This is a genomic window from Streptococcus infantis, assembly GCF_000960085.1.
Classification (GTDB): domain Bacteria; phylum Bacillota; class Bacilli; order Lactobacillales; family Streptococcaceae; genus Streptococcus; species Streptococcus infantis_C.
Map to the genome: position 1 here is coordinate 91,296 of NZ_JYGT01000002.1, position 16,387 is coordinate 107,682.

General features: G+C 39.0%; 14 protein-coding genes and 1 tRNA gene. 14 read left to right on the plus strand and 1 reads right to left on the minus strand.

What is annotated here, in order from left to right:
* From TZ94_RS00590 to gap, 11 genes are all read left to right on the plus strand, one after another.
* Positions 1–1,338 carry a PFL family protein gene (locus tag TZ94_RS00590; protein ID WP_045613190.1) on the plus strand — a complete coding sequence of 446 codons (1,338 nt, stop codon included), beginning with the start codon at positions 1–3 and terminating at the stop codon, positions 1,336–1,338.
* Between the two features lie 309 nt (positions 1,339–1,647).
* The gene (gene rnpA / locus TZ94_RS00595; protein WP_045613192.1) at positions 1,648–2,019 is read left to right on the plus strand and encodes a ribonuclease P protein component; all 372 of its coding nucleotides are present in this window, start codon (positions 1,648–1,650) and stop codon (positions 2,017–2,019) included.
* The gene (locus TZ94_RS00600) at positions 1,994–2,809 is read left to right on the plus strand and encodes a YidC/Oxa1 family membrane protein insertase (protein ID WP_071788244.1); all 816 of its coding nucleotides are present in this window, start codon (positions 1,994–1,996) and stop codon (positions 2,807–2,809) included. Before rnpA ends, TZ94_RS00600 begins: the two co-directional genes overlap by 26 nt.
* A gap of 14 nt (positions 2,810–2,823) precedes the next feature.
* Complete coding sequence (jag, locus tag TZ94_RS00605) at positions 2,824–3,780, plus strand: RNA-binding cell elongation regulator Jag/EloR (RefSeq protein ID WP_045613194.1); 957 nt, start codon at positions 2,824–2,826, stop codon at positions 3,778–3,780.
* Positions 3,781–3,835: 55 nt separating this feature from the next.
* Entirely contained in the window at positions 3,836–4,456 is a 621-nt protein-coding gene (locus TZ94_RS00610) for a hypothetical protein (protein ID WP_045613195.1), read from the plus strand.
* Positions 4,457–4,574: 118 nt separating this feature from the next.
* Positions 4,575–6,551 (plus strand): transketolase, encoded by a 1,977-nt coding sequence (tkt, locus tag TZ94_RS00615; protein WP_045613197.1) that lies wholly within the window; start codon positions 4,575–4,577, stop codon positions 6,549–6,551.
* A gap of 116 nt (positions 6,552–6,667) precedes the next feature.
* Positions 6,668–6,988: a preprotein translocase subunit YajC gene (gene yajC, locus TZ94_RS00620; protein WP_006151030.1), complete on the plus strand. Its 321-nt coding sequence runs from the start codon at positions 6,668–6,670 to the stop codon at positions 6,986–6,988.
* A 48-nt stretch (positions 6,989–7,036) separates the two neighbouring features.
* On the plus strand, positions 7,037–7,474 hold the full coding sequence (locus TZ94_RS00625; RefSeq protein ID WP_045613219.1) for a low molecular weight protein-tyrosine-phosphatase: 438 nt from the start codon (positions 7,037–7,039) through the stop codon (positions 7,472–7,474).
* Complete coding sequence (locus tag TZ94_RS00630; RefSeq protein ID WP_045613200.1) at positions 7,467–7,880, plus strand: MORN repeat-containing protein; 414 nt, start codon at positions 7,467–7,469, stop codon at positions 7,878–7,880. Before TZ94_RS00625 ends, TZ94_RS00630 begins: the two co-directional genes overlap by 8 nt.
* Positions 7,881–8,179: 299 nt before the next feature.
* The gene (adhE, locus tag TZ94_RS00635) at positions 8,180–10,831 is read left to right on the plus strand and encodes a bifunctional acetaldehyde-CoA/alcohol dehydrogenase (protein ID WP_045613202.1); all 2,652 of its coding nucleotides are present in this window, start codon (positions 8,180–8,182) and stop codon (positions 10,829–10,831) included.
* 310 nt (positions 10,832–11,141) lie between these two features.
* Entirely contained in the window at positions 11,142–12,152 is a 1,011-nt protein-coding gene (gap, locus tag TZ94_RS00640; protein WP_045613204.1) for a type I glyceraldehyde-3-phosphate dehydrogenase, read from the plus strand.
* Positions 12,153–12,221: 69 nt separating this feature from the next.
* On the opposite strand, the gene TZ94_RS00645 is transcribed toward gap, so the two are convergent.
* Entirely contained in the window at positions 12,222–13,097 is an 876-nt protein-coding gene (locus TZ94_RS00645) for an RluA family pseudouridine synthase (protein ID WP_142321326.1), read from the minus strand.
* An 87-nt stretch (positions 13,098–13,184) separates the two neighbouring features.
* Between TZ94_RS00645 and pbp2a the strand changes: the two genes are divergently transcribed.
* The 3 genes from pbp2a (at position 13,185) to TZ94_RS00660 (ending at position 16,211) form a co-directional block, all read left to right on the plus strand.
* The gene (gene pbp2a, locus TZ94_RS00650; RefSeq protein ID WP_045613206.1) at positions 13,185–15,410 is read left to right on the plus strand and encodes a penicillin-binding protein PBP2A; all 2,226 of its coding nucleotides are present in this window, start codon (positions 13,185–13,187) and stop codon (positions 15,408–15,410) included.
* 183 nt (positions 15,411–15,593) lie between these two features.
* The gene (locus tag TZ94_RS00655; protein WP_045613208.1) at positions 15,594–16,070 is read left to right on the plus strand and encodes a sigma factor; all 477 of its coding nucleotides are present in this window, start codon (positions 15,594–15,596) and stop codon (positions 16,068–16,070) included.
* A 69-nt stretch (positions 16,071–16,139) separates the two neighbouring features.
* A tRNA-Glu gene (locus tag TZ94_RS00660) sits at positions 16,140–16,211 on the plus strand.
* Positions 16,212–16,387: the final 176 nt, after the last annotated feature.

The following is a 16,387-nucleotide window of genomic DNA, read 5'->3' on the forward strand; positions in this document are numbered from 1 at the left end:
ATGGATATTAGACAAGTTACTGAAACTATCGCAATGATTGAAGAGCAGAATTTTGATATTAGAACCATTACCATGGGAATTTCACTTCTTGATTGTATTGATCCTGATATCAATAAGGCTGCAGATAAAATTTATGATAAGATAACTAGTAAGGCAGCAAATTTAGTTGCTGTCGGTGATGAAATTGCTGCGGAACTTGGGATTCCAATTGTTAACAAACGCGTATCGGTAACTCCTCTTTCCTTGATTGGAGCAGCAACAGATGCGACAGATTATGTAGTGTTGGCTAAAGCATTGGATAAGGCTGCAAAAAAAATTGGGGTAGACTTTATTGGAGGTTTTTCTGCCTTGGTACAAAAAGGTTACCAAAAAGGGGATGAAATTCTGATAAATTCTATTCCACGTGCTCTAGCAGAGACAGATAAGGTTTGTTCTTCTGTCAATATTGGTTCAACTAAGTCAGGAATCAACATGACTGCTGTAGCTGATATGGGACGAATTATCAAGGAAACAGCTGAACTTTCGGATATGGGGGCTGCTAAACTAGTCGTTTTTGCCAATGCAATTGAGGATAATCCTTTTATGGCAGGAGCCTTCCATGGTGTTGGTGAAGCAGATGTTATTATTAATGTTGGCGTTTCTGGTCCAGGTGTTGTTAAACGTGCCTTGGAAAAAGTTCGTGGGGAAAGCTTTGATGTAGTTGCTGAAACTGTTAAAAAGACAGCTTTCAAGATTACCCGTATTGGTCAATTAGTTGGTCAAATGGCTAGTGAGCGACTTGGAGTTGATTTTGGAATCGTTGATTTGAGCTTAGCTCCAACTCCAGCAGTTGGAGATTCTGTAGCTCGTGTTCTTGAGGAGATGGGATTGGAAACAGTTGGAACTCATGGGACGACTGCAGCCCTAGCACTTTTGAATGATCAGGTTAAAAAAGGTGGGGTTATGGCTTGTAACCAAGTTGGTGGCTTATCAGGTGCCTTCATTCCAGTTTCTGAGGACGAAGGTATGATTGCAGCTGTACAAAATGGTTCTCTCAATCTAGAAAAATTAGAAGCAATGACCGCTATCTGTTCAGTCGGGTTAGATATGATTGCCATTCCTGCGGATACCCCCGTTGAAACGATTGCGGCTATGATTGCGGATGAGGCAGCAATTGGTGTCATTAATATGAAAACCACAGCTGTCCGTATCATTCCAAAGGGTAAAGAAGGCGACATGATTGAATTTGGTGGCTTATTGGGAACTGCCCCAGTTATGAAAGTCAATGGAGCTTCTTCGGCTGATTTCATTGCTCGTGGAGGACAGATTCCAGCTCCAATTCATAGTTTTAAAAATTAATAAAAAATAAAATGATTTAAGTTCAATTTAAGGATAAGTATGTATACTCTAATCATTAAATAAAGACCTCCTAACTTTATTTAATAGAAATCCTAAACTTTTTCATAATAATCTCCTACAAAAAGTCGCTCGTAAGAGTGACTTTTGTTTTGTATTCTCAAAAAACTACTAAAATATCATTGATTCTAACCAATTTTTTTAAAAATGGCTACTTTTTTCTAAGTCAAACTAGCCTAAAACCTTGCCATGATTGGCTTTTTGAAATTTTATGGTATAATAGTAGTAGTTTTATTAGATGGAGTATGATTTTTGAGAAAAAGCTTTCGTGTAAAAAAAGAGAAAGATTTCGACGCCATATTTAAAGAGGGGAAAAGTGTAGCTAATCGAAAATTTGTTATTTATCGATTAGAAAACCAGCAACAACATTTTCGAGTAGGCTTATCAGTTAGCAAGAGGTTAGGAAATGCTGTAACAAGAAATCAAATCAAGAGAAGAATTCGACATGTTTTGATTAAAAACAGTCACCAGATAGTTGATAATGTAGACTTTGTTGTCATTGCTCGAAAAGGCGTTGAAACTCTAGAATATGCAGAAATCGAAAAAAACCTACTTCATGTTTTGAGATTAGCAAAGATATACCAGGAAGGAAATAGGAGTGAAGAAGAAATTACAATTGACTAGTATGCTAGGTTTGTCCTTGTTGGTAATGACTGCTTGTGCAACTAGTGAAGTTTCTGCTGATTCGTCAGATTTTTGGAGTAAACTTGTTTATTTTTTTGCTGAAACCATTCGTTTTTTGTCCTTTAATGTAAGTATTGGTTTAGGGATCATTATTTTCACAGTCTTGATTCGAACAATCTTATTACCGGTCTTTCAAACGCAAATGGTGGCATCCAGAAAAATGCAAGAAGCGCAGCCTCGTATAAAAGAATTGCGCGAACGTTATCCAGGTCGCGATATGGAAAGTCGCACTAAACTAGATCAGGAAACACGCAAACTATTTAAAGAATTAGGAATTAAGCAATCTGCATCGTTTTGGCCGCTTTTGATTCAAATGCCAATTCTATTGGCCCTTTTCCAAGCCTTATCGTACGTAGATTTTTTGAAGACTGGCCATTTTTTGTGGTTCAATCTAGGTGGAGCTGACACTACTTTGGTATTACCAATTCTAGCTGCCTTATTCACTTTCTTCAGTAGCTGGCTTTCAAACAAAGCCTTGCCTGAAAAAAATGGTGCAATGACAGCGATGATGTATGGAATGCCTGTCATCATCTTCTTTTTTGCAATGTCTGCACCAAGCGGTGTTGCTCTTTATTGGACGGTTTCAAACGCTTATCAAGTATTGCAAACTTACCTACTGAACAATCCCTTCAAAATCATTGAAGAGCGTGAAGCGGATGTGAAGGCTAAAAGAGATCTAGAAGCTAAGAAAAGAAAAGCTCTGAAGAAAGCACAGAAAAAGAAAAAGTAAGGAGAAATCTGATAATGGTATTATTTACAGGTTTAACTGTTGAAGAAGCAATCCAAAAAGGATTGAATGAATTAAATATTCCGAGAATGAAAGCTCATATCAAGGTTGTTTCGAAAGAGAAAAAAGGATTTTTTGGGCTTTTCGGAAAGAAACCAGCTCAAGTTGATATCGAAGCAATTAGTGAGACTACTGTTGTAAAAGCAAATCAGCAGGCTATCAAAGGCGTTCCAAAAGAAATTAATGATCAAAATGACCCAGTTAAAACAGTCAGTGAAGCGACAGTTGATTTAGGGCATGTAGTTGCAGCTATCAAGAAAATTGAAGAAGAAGGTCAAGAAATTTCTGAAGAAGTCAAGGCTGAAATTCTTAAAAACGATAAAGAAGCAAGTACGATTTTAGAGGAAACAGGGCATATTGCTGTTTTAAAAGAATTGGAACCTGAAGAAACTCAAGATAATGATGACGAAGAGCAAAGTAGTGATTTAGAAAACCTTGGTTTGAAAGTCGAACCAACTTATGACACTGAAAAGGTTGTTGAAGAAGTGACGGACTATGTTCAAGCAATCATCGATGATATGGATGTTGAGGGAACTATTTCTAGTACCTCTAACCGTCGCTCTATCAATATGCAAATTGATACAAATGAGCCAGGTCGTATTATTGGTTATCATGGTAAAGTTTTGAAATCTCTTCAACTTTTGGCACAAAATTACCTTTATAACCGTTATTCAAAAACTTTCTACATCACTATTAACGTGAATGACTATGTGGAACATCGTGCAGAAGTGTTGCAGAGCTATGCGCAAAAATTGGCTACACGTGTCTTGGAAGAAGGACGTAGTCAGATGACAGATCCAATGTCAAGTAGCGAGCGTAAAATTATTCATCGCATCATCTCACGAATGGAAGGTGTAACGAGTTACTCGGAAGGTGATGAACCAAACCGTTACGTTGTAGTTGATACAGAATAAGATAAATAAAAGATCAGGTTTTTCCTGATTTTTTTCTCACTAAAGAAGGAATCAAATGAAAGAATTCAAGGACTATCTTGCTTATCAAGGAGAACAGTACCGGAATCCTGACAAAGCAGGAGCTGAAAAGGATAAAATGCTAGACCTGCGTCAAAAAGGGCAGGAAGCGCGAAAGGCATTTACTCACCTAGCGGAATGTTTTCAAGCTAGGCATTCCGATTGGAATTTACACCCAACCAGTCAATGGATGAATCAAGCGCAGAGATTACGACCACATTTCTGGGTTTATTTACAGAGAGAGGGACATGTAACAGAGCCCATGATGGCTCTTCGTTTGTATGGAAATCAGAATAATTGGGGAATCTCTATAGAAATCAGCTTTGTAGAGAGAAAGAAAGATGAAAAGACCTTATCAAAACAGGCTAAAATCTTGGATATCCCAGTGGTTGATGGAATCTATTATTGGGTTCAGAAAAACGATGAAAGCTATAGAGTACAAGCTACTGAAGAGAACAGGAAACTTTTAAGACAAGAATTATCCAATCAGGAGATTCGTAAGGTTTTAGTAAAAGTTGATATTCCAATAGCCGATGAAGATACCCTAGATAAGGTTCTAGATGGACTTGATAGAGGTTTTGAAAAATTATTACCTTACTATCAAGCGACCAGAAATTAATCTAATCGGCTGAGTCATTTTATAGTAAATTGTTTTATTGCTATTCTAGGTATTTTTTCATATAATAGTAAAATAGGATGAGTGGTATACTTATCACCTCAAAGAGAAAGGAAATTCTATGTCAAATCTATCTGTTAATGCGATTCGTTTTCTAGGTATTGACGCTATCAATAAAGCAAACTCAGGTCACCCAGGGGTGGTTATGGGAGCTGCACCGATGGCATACAGCCTATTCACTAAAGAACTTCGTATCAATCCAGCTCAACCAAATTGGATTAACCGCGACCGTTTCATTCTTTCAGCAGGTCATGGTTCAATGCTCCTCTACGCCCTTCTTCATCTCTCTGGATTTGAAGATGTGAGCATGGATGAAGTGAAGAGCTTCCGTCAATGGGGTTCTAAAACACCAGGTCACCCAGAATTTGGTCATACAGCAGGGGTTGATGCAACAACAGGTCCTCTAGGACAAGGGATTGCGACTGCGACAGGTTTTGCACAAGCAGAACGTTTCCTTGCGGCTAAGTACAACCGCGAAGGCTATAACATCTTTGACCACTACACTTACGTTATTTGTGGAGATGGTGACTTGATGGAAGGTGTCTCAAGTGAAGCTGCTTCTTATGCAGGTTTGCAAAAACTAGACAAGTTGGTTGTGCTCTATGATTCAAATGATATCAACTTGGATGGTGAGACAAAAGATTCATTTACAGAAAGTGTTCGTGACCGTTACAATGCCTACGGTTGGCATACAGCATTGGTAGAAGATGGGACAGACTTAGAAGCTATTCATGCTGCTATTGAAGAAGCTAAGGCTTCAGGAAAACCATCTTTAATCGAAGTGAAAACAGTTATTGGTTATGGTTCTCCAAACAAACAAGGGACTAATGCTGTACACGGCGCTCCTCTTGGAGCGGATGAAACTGCAGCAACTCGCCAAGCACTTGGTTGGAACTACGAACCATTTGAAATTCCAGCAGAAGTTTATGCTGATTTCAAACAAAATGTTGCGGACCGTGGTGCATCAGCATATGAAGCATGGACAAAACTAGTTGCAGACTATAAAGAAGCTCACCCAGAATTGGCTGCAGAAGTGGAAGCCATCATCGAAGGACGCGATCCAGTTGAATTGACTCCAGAAGACTTCCCAGCTTTAGAAAATGGTTTCTCTCAAGCGACTCGTAACTCAAGCCAGGATGCCTTGAATGTAGTAGCTGCTAAATTGCCAACCTTCCTTGGTGGATCAGCTGACCTTGCTCATTCAAATATGACTTACATCAAAACTGACGGACTTCAGGACGATGCAAATCGCTTGAACCGTAATATCCAATTTGGTGTTCGTGAATTTGCAATGGGAACTGTTTTGAACGGAATGGCTCTTCATGGTGGACTTCGTGTTTATGGCGGAACATTCTTCGTATTCTCAGATTACCTTAAAGCGGCAGTTCGTTTGTCAGCCCTACAAGGTCTTCCTGTAACCTATGTCTTTACTCACGATTCAATCGCAGTTGGTGAAGATGGGCCAACTCATGAACCGATTGAGCACTTGTCAGGCCTTCGTGCGATTCCAAACCTCAACGTTTTCCGTCCAGCAGATGCGCGTGAAACTCAAGCAGCTTGGTATCTCGCAGTGAAGAGTGAGAAAACACCAACTGCCCTTGTCTTGACTCGCCAAAACTTGACTGTTGAGGAAGGAACAGACTTCGAGAAGGTTGCAAAAGGTGCTTACGTTGTCTATGAAAATGCAGCAGACTTTGACACTATCTTGATTGCAACAGGTTCAGAAGTGAATCTAGCTGTTGCAGCTGCTAAAGAATTGGCAAGCCAAGGTGGAAAAGTTCGCGTAGTCAGCATGCCATCTACAGATGTATTTGATGCACAAGATGCAGCATACAAAGAAGAAATCTTACCAAATGCAGTTCGTCGCCGTGTAGCAGTCGAAATGGGAGCAACCCAAAACTGGTATAAATACGTCGGTCTTGATGGAGCGGTTCTCGGTATTGATACCTTTGGTGCGTCTGCTCCAGCTTCAAAAGTTTTAGAAGAATATGGCTTTACAGTAGAAAACTTAGTTGAAATTGTAAACAACTTGAAGTAAGAAAAATCAGAGCTTTGCTCTGGTTTTTTATTGTCCCAAAACCAGGGTATAATCTTGTAAAAACAAGTGAAATTTGATATAGTAGTTTTATCTGAATTACAAAGGAGTAAAAAATAATGGGTGGGAATTTAACATTCTTGATTATGCTTGTTTTGATGTTCGGCTTGATGTTCTTCATGCAACGTTCTCAAAAGAAACAAGCTGAAAAACGCATGGAGAGTCTCAATAAACTTCAAAAAGGTTATGAAGTCATTACTATCGGTGGTTTATACGGTACAGTAGATGAAGTTGATACCGAAAACAGAACGATCGTACTTGATGTAGACGGAGTTTACTTGACTTTTGAACTCGGAGCAATCAAATCAGTCTTGCCATTGAAAGAAGCTGTTACATCAGAAGGTACAGTCATCGACGGTGAAAGTGCGATTGAAGAATAAAACGGGGTTGATCTTATACCCCTTTTTCTATGAAGATGAGGGACAATGATGAAAAAAGTTGTTTTTGTTTGCCTTGGTAATATTTGCCGGAGTCCTATGGCAGAATTTGTGATGAAATCTTTAACCGATGAATATGAGATTGAAAGTAGAGCAACTTCTTCTTGGGAACACGGCAACCCAATTCACAAAGGAACTCAGAAAATCTTTAAAACTCACGGTATTCCTTATGATTCATCAAAAACATCACAACAAATCTCTAAGGATGATTTTGAATATTTTGATTATATCATTGGTATGGACGAATCGAATCTCCTTGACTTGACTCGAATGTGTCCTCAAAAACAACAGCACAAGATAGAAGCGTTCGCTTCTGAAAGTGTTCCAGATCCATGGTATACAGGTGATTTCAATGAAACTTATGATCGAGTTTTAGCTGGTTGCCAAGCTTGGCTAGCACGTTTAGAAAATGAGGAAAAAAATGGATAATTTAAAAAAACTCTATGATAAATACAGTGTCTATATAACACGTCCTCGTTTAGAAATTGCGACGGTAGTAGTTATAGTCCTTTGTGCTATTTTTGTATTTGTAGGGAATATGCCAAAACAAGGAGTCTTAAAACTGGATGGTGATTCAATTGTATATGATGGGAGCATCGTCCGTGGAAAGATGAATGGCCAAGGAATAATGACCTTCTCAAATGGCGATACCTACACCGGTGAGTTTAAAAATGGCGCATTTAATGGAAAAGGAACCTACCAAGCTAAGGATGGTTGGGTTTATGAAGGTGACTTTGTTAACGGCCAAGCTGAAGGAAAAGGAAAACTGACTACAGAGCAAGAAGTTGTCTATGAAGGCGACTTTAAACAAGGGCTCTTCCAACAAGCACAATAACCTCCTCTATGAGGAGGTATTACACTGCACAACTAGAAAGCGCTTACATGGAAATAAAAATGGCTTACAAGACTGTTTTACAACTAAGTTTGTGAAAAATAAAACTTTTACGGAATAATTCACAAACTTTGAGTGAAAAAGCGCATGTGTGAATATATTTGAAATTGTTTTCACAAACAACTAAAAAAAGTTTGTGAAATGTCTATGAAACTGTTTACAAATTTAAAAAAAAGAGTTATAATAATCTTGTGAAAAAATTAACAAAGGACTTACAATCCTTGAAAGCTATGGAGGAAAATATGGCTGATAAAAAAACTGTAACACCAGAGGAAAAGAAACTCGCTGCTGAAAAGCATGTCGATGGTTTGGTGCAAAAAGCTTTGGTTGCTCTTGAAGAAATGCGTAAACTCGATCAAGATCAAGTTGATTATATCGTAGCAAAAGCTTCAGTTGCAGCGCTTGACGCACATGGAGAACTTGCTCTTCATGCATTTGAAGAAACTGGACGTGGAGTATTTGAAGATAAAGCAACTAAAAACCTATTTGCTTGTGAGCACGTAGTAAATAACATGCGCCACACTAAAACAGTTGGTGTTATCGAAGAAGATGACGTAACAGGATTGACTCTTATTGCTGAACCAGTTGGTGTTGTTTGTGGGATTACTCCGACAACTAACCCAACTTCAACAGCAATCTTTAAAGCTTTGATTTCATTGAAGACTCGTAATCCGATTGTCTTTGCATTCCACCCATCAGCTCAAGAATCATCAGCTCATGCAGCTCAAATCGTGCGTGACGCAGCGATTAAAGCAGGAGCTCCTGAAAACTGTGTACAGTGGATTACTGAACCATCTATGGAAGCAACTAGCGCATTGATGAACCACGAAGGTGTTGCAACAATCCTTGCAACAGGTGGTAATGCCATGGTTAAAGCTGCATATTCATGTGGTAAACCAGCTCTTGGGGTTGGTGCGGGTAACGTTCCAGCTTATGTTGAAAAATCAGCTAACATCCGCCAAGCTGCTCACGATATCGTAATGTCTAAATCATTTGACAATGGTATGGTCTGTGCATCTGAACAAGCGGTTATCATTGATAAAGAAATTTACGATGAATTTGTAGCAGAGTTCAAATCTTATCACACTTACTTTGTAAACAAGAAAGAAAAAGCACTTCTTGAAGAGTTCTGCTTCGGCGTGAAAGCAAACAGCAAAAACTGTGCTGGTGCGAAATTGAACGCTGACATCGTTGGTAAACCAGCAACTTGGATTGCAGAACAAGCAGGATTTACAGTTCCAGAAGGAACAAACATTCTTGCTGCAGAATGTAAAGAAGTTGGTGAAAATGAGCCATTGACTCGTGAAAAATTGTCACCAGTTATCGCAGTTTTGAAATCTGAAAGCCGTGAAGATGGTATTACCAAAGCTCGTCAAATGGTTGAATTTAACGGTCTTGGTCACTCAGCAGCCATCCACACAGCTGACGAAGAATTGACTAAAGAATTTGGTAAAGCTGTTAAAGCTATTCGTGTTATCTGTAACTCACCTTCTACTTTCGGTGGTATCGGAGACGTTTATAATGCCTTCTTGCCATCATTGACACTCGGATGTGGTTCTTACGGACGTAACTCAGTTGGGGATAACGTTAGCGCCATTAACCTCTTGAATATCAAAAAAGTCGGAAGACGGAGAAATAACATGCAATGGATGAAACTTCCTTCAAAAACATACTTTGAACGTGATTCAATTCAATACCTTCAAAAATGTCGTGACGTTGAGCGTGTCATGATCGTTACAGACCACGCTATGGTAGAACTTGGTTTCCTTGATCGTATCATCGAACAACTTGACCTTCGTCGCAATAAGGTTGTTTACCAAATCTTTGCAGATGTAGAGCCAGATCCAGATATCACAACTGTTGAACGTGGTACAGAAATCATGCGTTCCTTCAAACCAGATACAATCATCGCTCTTGGTGGTGGATCACCAATGGATGCTGCTAAAGTAATGTGGCTCTTCTACGAACAACCAGAAGTGGACTTCCGTGACCTTGTACAAAAATTCATGGATATCCGTAAACGTGCCTTCAAATTCCCATTGCTTGGTAAGAAAACTAAATTCATCGCTATCCCAACTACATCTGGTACAGGATCTGAAGTAACTCCATTTGCCGTTATCTCTGATAAAGCAAACAACCGTAAATACCCAATCGCTGACTACTCATTGACACCAACTGTGGCAATCGTAGACCCTGCTTTGGTATTGACAGTTCCTGGATTTGTTGCTGCTGACACTGGTATGGACGTATTGACTCACGCAACTGAAGCTTACGTATCACAAATGGCTAGCGACTACACTGATGGTCTTGCTCTTCAAGCTATCAAACTTGTATTCGAAAACTTGGAAAGCTCAGTGAAGAATGCAGACTTCCACTCGCGTGAGAAAATGCATAACGCTTCAACTATTGCTGGTATGGCCTTTGCGAATGCCTTTCTAGGTATTTCTCACTCAATGGCTCACAAGATTGGTGCACAATTCCACACAGTTCACGGACGTACAAATGCAATCTTGCTTCCATACGTTATCCGTTACAACGGTACGCGCCCAGCTAAGACAGCTACATGGCCTAAGTACAACTACTACCGTGCAGATGAGAAGTATCAAGATATCGCTCGTATGCTTGGCCTTCCAGCTTCTACACCAGAAGAAGGGGTTGCATCTTATGCTAAAGCTGTTTACGAACTCGGTGAGCGCGTAGGTATCCAAATGAACTTCAAAGCACAAGGTATTGACGAGAAAGAATGGAAAGAACATTCACGTGAATTGGCCTTCCTTGCTTATGAAGATCAATGTTCACCTGCAAACCCACGTCTTCCAATGGTTGATCATATGCAAGAAATCATCGAAGATGCTTACTATGGTTACAAAGAAAGACCAGGACGTCTTAAATAATTGATTATCAGTCAGAGGCAGGAGTAATCCTGTCTCTTTTTTATAGTTTTTCAAAATAGATGAGGTTAAAAGTTTAGAAAGAAAGGCTTGTAACTAACTGTCAATATCTATGTTGAAAGGCTTTTGGCTCAATTAACTTATATAAATTTGAGTCTTTGCAAAGTAGAAAACTGAAGTGAAAATCAACGTCAGCGCTTGCAATAAAACTAAAATAGTTATATAATAGGTTTGTTGAAAGGTGATTTGTAGTGATTCAAGTTACTCTTTTCACAATAAAATTTTCATGATTTTCATAAGGAGGAAATCACTAATGGTAGTTAAAGTTGGTATTAACGGTTTCGGTCGTATCGGTCGTCTTGCTTTCCGTCGTATCCAAAACGTAGAAGGTGTTGAAGTTACTCGCATCAACGACCTTACAGATCCAGTTATGCTTGCACACTTGTTGAAATATGACACAACTCAAGGTCGTTTCGACGGAACTGTGGAAGTTAAAGAAGGTGGATTCGAAGTTAACGGTAAATTCATCCGCGTTTCTGCAGAACGTGACCCAGAACAAATCGACTGGGCTAACGATGGTGTAGAAATCGTTCTTGAAGCAACTGGATTCTTCGCTAAGAAAGATGCAGCTGAAAAACACTTGCACCCAGGCGGAGCTAAGAAAGTTGTTATCACTGCTCCTGGTGGAAACGACGTTAAAACAGTTGTATTTAACACTAACCACGATGTTCTTGATGGAACTGAAACAGTTATTTCAGGTGCTTCATGTACTACAAACTGCTTGGCTCCAATGGCTAAAGCTCTTCAAGATAACTTCGGTGTTGTAGAAGGATTGATGACTACTATCCACGCTTACACTGGTGACCAAATGATCCTTGACGGACCACACCGTGGTGGTGACCTTCGTCGTGCTCGCGCTGGTGCTGCAAACATCGTTCCTAACTCAACTGGTGCTGCTAAAGCTATCGGTCTTGTAATCCCAGAATTGAACGGTAAACTTGACGGATCTGCACAACGCGTTCCAACTCCAACTGGATCAGTTACTGAATTGGTAGCTGTTCTTGAAAAGAACGTTACTGTTGATGAAGTGAACGCAGCTATGAAAGCAGCTTCAAACGAATCATACGGTTACACAGAAGATCCAATCGTATCTTCAGATATCGTAGGTATGTCATACGGTTCATTGTTTGACGCAACTCAAACTAAAGTTCTTGACGTTGACGGTAAACAATTGGTTAAAGTTGTATCATGGTACGACAACGAAATGTCTTACACTGCACAACTTGTACGTACTCTTGAATACTTCGCTAAAATCGCTAAATAATTCCTGAGTCAATTAAAGCAAGGTCAACTGGCCTTGCTTTTTTGCTTATAATAAAAATGGATGGTTTTATCATCCATTTTGTTTTAATTCTCTTTCAAATGTATCTGATAGCGCAGTAAAACTTAACTTGTTTAAAGTTAGAGGGTGGACAAAGGATAGTTTGAATGCGTGTAGCATCAGTCTCTTAGTTTTTGAATGTGGATTGTAGAGAGGGTCTCCAAGGATTGGATGCCCGTGGTGAGATAGATGCACTCGAATTTGATGAGTACGTCCTGTTTTCAATCTGCACCGAACGAGACTGGTTTTGTTTTGAAACTGTTTTAACCGAGTTACTTGAGTTTCGGCATATTGACCATTTTTTTGATCCACAACTCTTTTTCTACGATCATGGCGATTGCGGCCGATTTTATCTCGAAAGATAAGTTCTTTGGCTTCTGTTTTTCCTTCCACTAAGGCACAGTATTCTCGCGAAATCTCTTTTTTCTCTAATAATCGATTGAGGATAGGCAATATAAATGGATTTTTCGCAAACAGTACGAGACCACTTGTTTCCATATCTAGTCTATGAACAACATAGCAGGTTTGACCGACATAGGCGCTGACATGATTGAGAAGAGCTATCTCATCTGGCTGATTTCCATGTGTCTTCATACCCTCAGGTTTATTGACGATAATTAAATGTTGATCTTGATAGACTTCATTTACAAGTTTGGCGTCTCCCGAAGTAATTTCTTTTGCAGGATAATCTTCCTCGTCGAAAATCAATTGACATTCATCTCCTGCTTTGATAGTTTGGTGCCAATGAACTTCTTTTTTGTTGATAAGGATATGTTTCTTAACTCTCAAAAAATGTCGTATTTTTCGAGGGATTAACAGTTGCTCTTCCAGAAAAAGTTTGACTGTCATTTCAGGCAAAGAATCAGGTATAGTAAAGGTAAATTTCATACAGATATTGTAACAAAAATTAGTCTATTTGGACAGGGGACTAGCTAAATTCTTGTCTTCCTATAGGGAAGATGATAAAATAAACGCATGAAATTAGATACATTATTTGAAAAATTTCTTTCCTTATTTAAGAAAGAAGAATCTGAAATTGAAGAAACAGAGACTAATGAAGTTGAACATGAAGGTAACGGGTCTAGTAATTTACGACGTTCAAGATCAGGACGGAAGAAATCTGGGTCAGTTGGTTCTATCCGAAAATTCTGGCGTCGCTATCATCTGACAAAAATCTTTCTGATTTTGGGACTCAGTACTAGCTTGTTTGTTGGAGTTTATCTGTTTGCCCTAGCAAAATCGACAAATGTTACAGATTTGCAAAATGCTTTAAAAACTCGAACTCTGATTTTTGACCGAGAAGAGAAAGAAGCGGGAGCCCTGTCAGGACAAAAAGGGACCTATGTCGAACTTTCTGATATTAGTGAAGATTTGCAGAATGCTGTTATTGCGACAGAAGATAGAAGTTTCTATAAAAATAGTGGAATTAACTATGGGCGCTTTTTCCTGGCTATCCTAACAGCTGGTCGTTCGGGCGGTGGTTCTACAATTACCCAACAGTTGGCGAAAAATGCTTATCTTTCACAAGACCAAACTGTGCAGAGAAAGGCTAAAGAATTCTTCCTTGCTTTAGAATTAACCAAAAAATACAGTAAAAAAGAAATTCTAACCATGTACTTGAACAATGCCTACTTCGGTAATGGAGTTTGGGGTGTTGAGGATGCAAGTAAAAAGTACTTCGGAGTTTCAGCCTCTCAATTGACACTTGATGAAGCTGCAACCTTAGCAGGAATGCTTAAAGGGCCAGAGTTATACAACCCTTTGAATTCCATTGAAGACTCTACTAATCGCAGAGATACTGTTCTACAAAATATGGTAGCTGCTGGCTATATTGATAAAAATAAAGAAGCGGAAGCTGCAGGTGTTGACATGGCATCTCGGCTTCAGGATGTTTATGAAGGAAAAATATCAGACTACCGTTATCCTTCTTATTTTGATGCAGTTGTTAATGAAGCTATTGAAAAGTATAACCTAACAGAGGAAGAAATCGTTAATAACGGTTATCGAATTTATACGGAGCTAGATCAAAATTACCAAGCAAATATGCAGGTAATCTATCAAAATACATCTCTCTTTCCAACGGCTGAAGATGGGACACATGCAGAGTCAGGTAGTGTCGCTTTGGAACCAAAAACGGGTGGAGTTCGAGGGATTGTTGGTCGCGTTGCCGGAGATGATAAAGTTGGTTTTCGAAATTTCAACTATGCAACTCAATCAAAAAGAAGTCCAGGGTCAACGATTAAACCATTAGTAGTTTATACACCAGCAGTCGAAGCGGGTTGGGCTTTAAATAAAGAGTTGGATAATCATACCATGGAATATGGAGACTACAAGGTCGATAACTACGCTGGAATCAAAACGTCACCAGAAATTCCAATGTATCAAGCTTTAGCCGAATCTTTAAACCTCCCTGCAGTAGCAACAGTTAAACAACTTGGCATCGATAAGGCTTTTGAATCAGGTGAAAAATTTGGACTTGATTTAACGAATGTGGATCGCGTGTTAGGTGTAGCTCTAGGTGGTGGCGTGGAAACTAACCCACTACAAATGGCGCAAGCTTATGCAGCATTCGCAAATGAAGGTTTAATGCCTGAAGCACATTTTATTACACGAATTGAAAATGCAAGTGGAGAAGTCATTGCTACTCACAAAAACACTCAAAAACGAGTGGTTGACAAATCGGTAGCTGATAAAATGACAAGTATGATGCTTGGAACCTTTACAAATGGTACAGGAATAAGTTCTTCACCTAATGACTATGTTTTAGCTGGAAAAACTGGTACAACTGAAGCGGCTTTTAACCCAGTATATACAAGTGACCAGTGGGTTATTGGCTATACGCCTGATGTGGTAATCAGTCACTGGCTTGGTTTCCCGACTACGGACGAAAATCATTATCTATCAGGCTCGACTTCAAATGGCGCAGCTCATATTTTTAGAAGCATGGCTGAAACAATCCTTCCTTATACGCCGGGAAGTACTTTTACAGTTAAGAATGCTTATGAACTAAACGGTATAGCACCTAAAAATGCTCAAAATCATTTTACTGACAGTGGTGGAACGCAATCAAGTGATACTATAACCGATATTAGAGGACGAGCTCAGAATCTTATCGATGAAGCAGAACGAGCAATTTCAGATGCTAAGATTAAAGAAAAAGCAAAAACAATATGGGATACAATAGTAGATTTGTTCCAATAATTCTTAAATGGCAAGAATGAATTCTTGTCATTTTTTTGCGTCCTGAAATGATTCAAAAGAAATCTAAAAGAGATGTATTAGTATCTAATGTATAAATTTAGACAAGAATAGAAGCAAAATAAAGAATAAAGACTTTTATGAAGGTTGACTCTGCTATACTGAATGCAGAAAAGGAGGGTAATCATGTTAGAAAAAAATTACCAAGAAGTAAGAGCTATCGTACACAAGTGCCGAAAGGAGTACTATCTTCATTTATGGGAAAAAGAAGATTGGGACCAAGAAGGAATGATTTGTCTTCATGAATTAATGGAGAACCACCCAGAATTCAAGGAGAAAAAAAATAAACAATTCTATATTTACTTTAAAACAAAATTTCGCAATCGGATTTTAGATGCTGTGCGAAAACAAGAGAGTTATAAAAGAAAATTAGATCGTCAAGCATATGAAGAAGTGGGTGAAATTAGCCACAGATTAAGGGAGGGAGGACTTGTCTTGGATGAGTCGTACGCTCTACAAGAAATGCTTAAGAAATATCGAGCTGGTTTAGGAAAGGAGAAGTTGGAATATTTCGAACGATTGATGGCAGATGAACGATTTAAAGGCAGAAAAGCTATGCTTAAAGAGTTGCAACTTGTCTTAAAAGATTTTGGACCAAAATAATAAAAAATAGCAAAAACCAGTTGACAAGCGCTAAAAAGTAGGTATAATAGAAAGAGTTGAAAAGCTCAAGGTCCGTTGGTCAAGGGGTTAAGACACCGCCTTTTCACGGCGGTAACACGGGTTCGAATCCCGTACGGACTATGGGTGTATCGCGGTTGATGGGAATAGGATATAAAAAAAGTTAAAAAAACCTGTTGACAGAGAAAACTGACTGTGATATACTAATATAGTTGTCGCAAGCGCGACAAAGACCTTTGAAAACTGAACAAGACGAACCAATGTGCAGGGCACTATAACTGAAGGTTATAGTACTGAAC

Excerpts from the sequence above, each read along its gene's own strand:
- TZ94_RS00590 (WP_045613190.1), top strand. The coding sequence starts at position 1 with ATGGATATTAGACAAGTTACTGAAACTATCGCAATGATTGAAGAGCAG.
- jag (WP_045613194.1), top strand. The coding sequence starts at position 2,824 with ATGGTATTATTTACAGGTTTAACTGTTGAAGAAGCAATCCAAAAAGGA.
- TZ94_RS00610 (WP_045613195.1), top strand. The coding sequence starts at position 3,836 with ATGAAAGAATTCAAGGACTATCTTGCTTATCAAGGAGAACAGTACCGG.
- tkt (WP_045613197.1), top strand. The coding sequence starts at position 4,575 with ATGTCAAATCTATCTGTTAATGCGATTCGTTTTCTAGGTATTGACGCT.
- yajC (WP_006151030.1), top strand. The coding sequence starts at position 6,668 with ATGGGTGGGAATTTAACATTCTTGATTATGCTTGTTTTGATGTTCGGC.
- TZ94_RS00625 (WP_045613219.1), top strand. The coding sequence starts at position 7,037 with ATGAAAAAAGTTGTTTTTGTTTGCCTTGGTAATATTTGCCGGAGTCCT.
- TZ94_RS00630 (WP_045613200.1), top strand. The coding sequence starts at position 7,467 with ATGGATAATTTAAAAAAACTCTATGATAAATACAGTGTCTATATAACA.
- adhE (WP_045613202.1), top strand. The coding sequence starts at position 8,180 with ATGGCTGATAAAAAAACTGTAACACCAGAGGAAAAGAAACTCGCTGCT.
- gap (WP_045613204.1), top strand. The coding sequence starts at position 11,142 with ATGGTAGTTAAAGTTGGTATTAACGGTTTCGGTCGTATCGGTCGTCTT.
- TZ94_RS00645 (WP_142321326.1), bottom strand. The coding sequence starts at position 13,097 with ATGAAATTTACCTTTACTATACCTGATTCTTTGCCTGAAATGACAGTC.
- pbp2a (WP_045613206.1), top strand. The coding sequence starts at position 13,185 with ATGAAATTAGATACATTATTTGAAAAATTTCTTTCCTTATTTAAGAAA.
- TZ94_RS00655 (WP_045613208.1), top strand. The coding sequence starts at position 15,594 with ATGTTAGAAAAAAATTACCAAGAAGTAAGAGCTATCGTACACAAGTGC.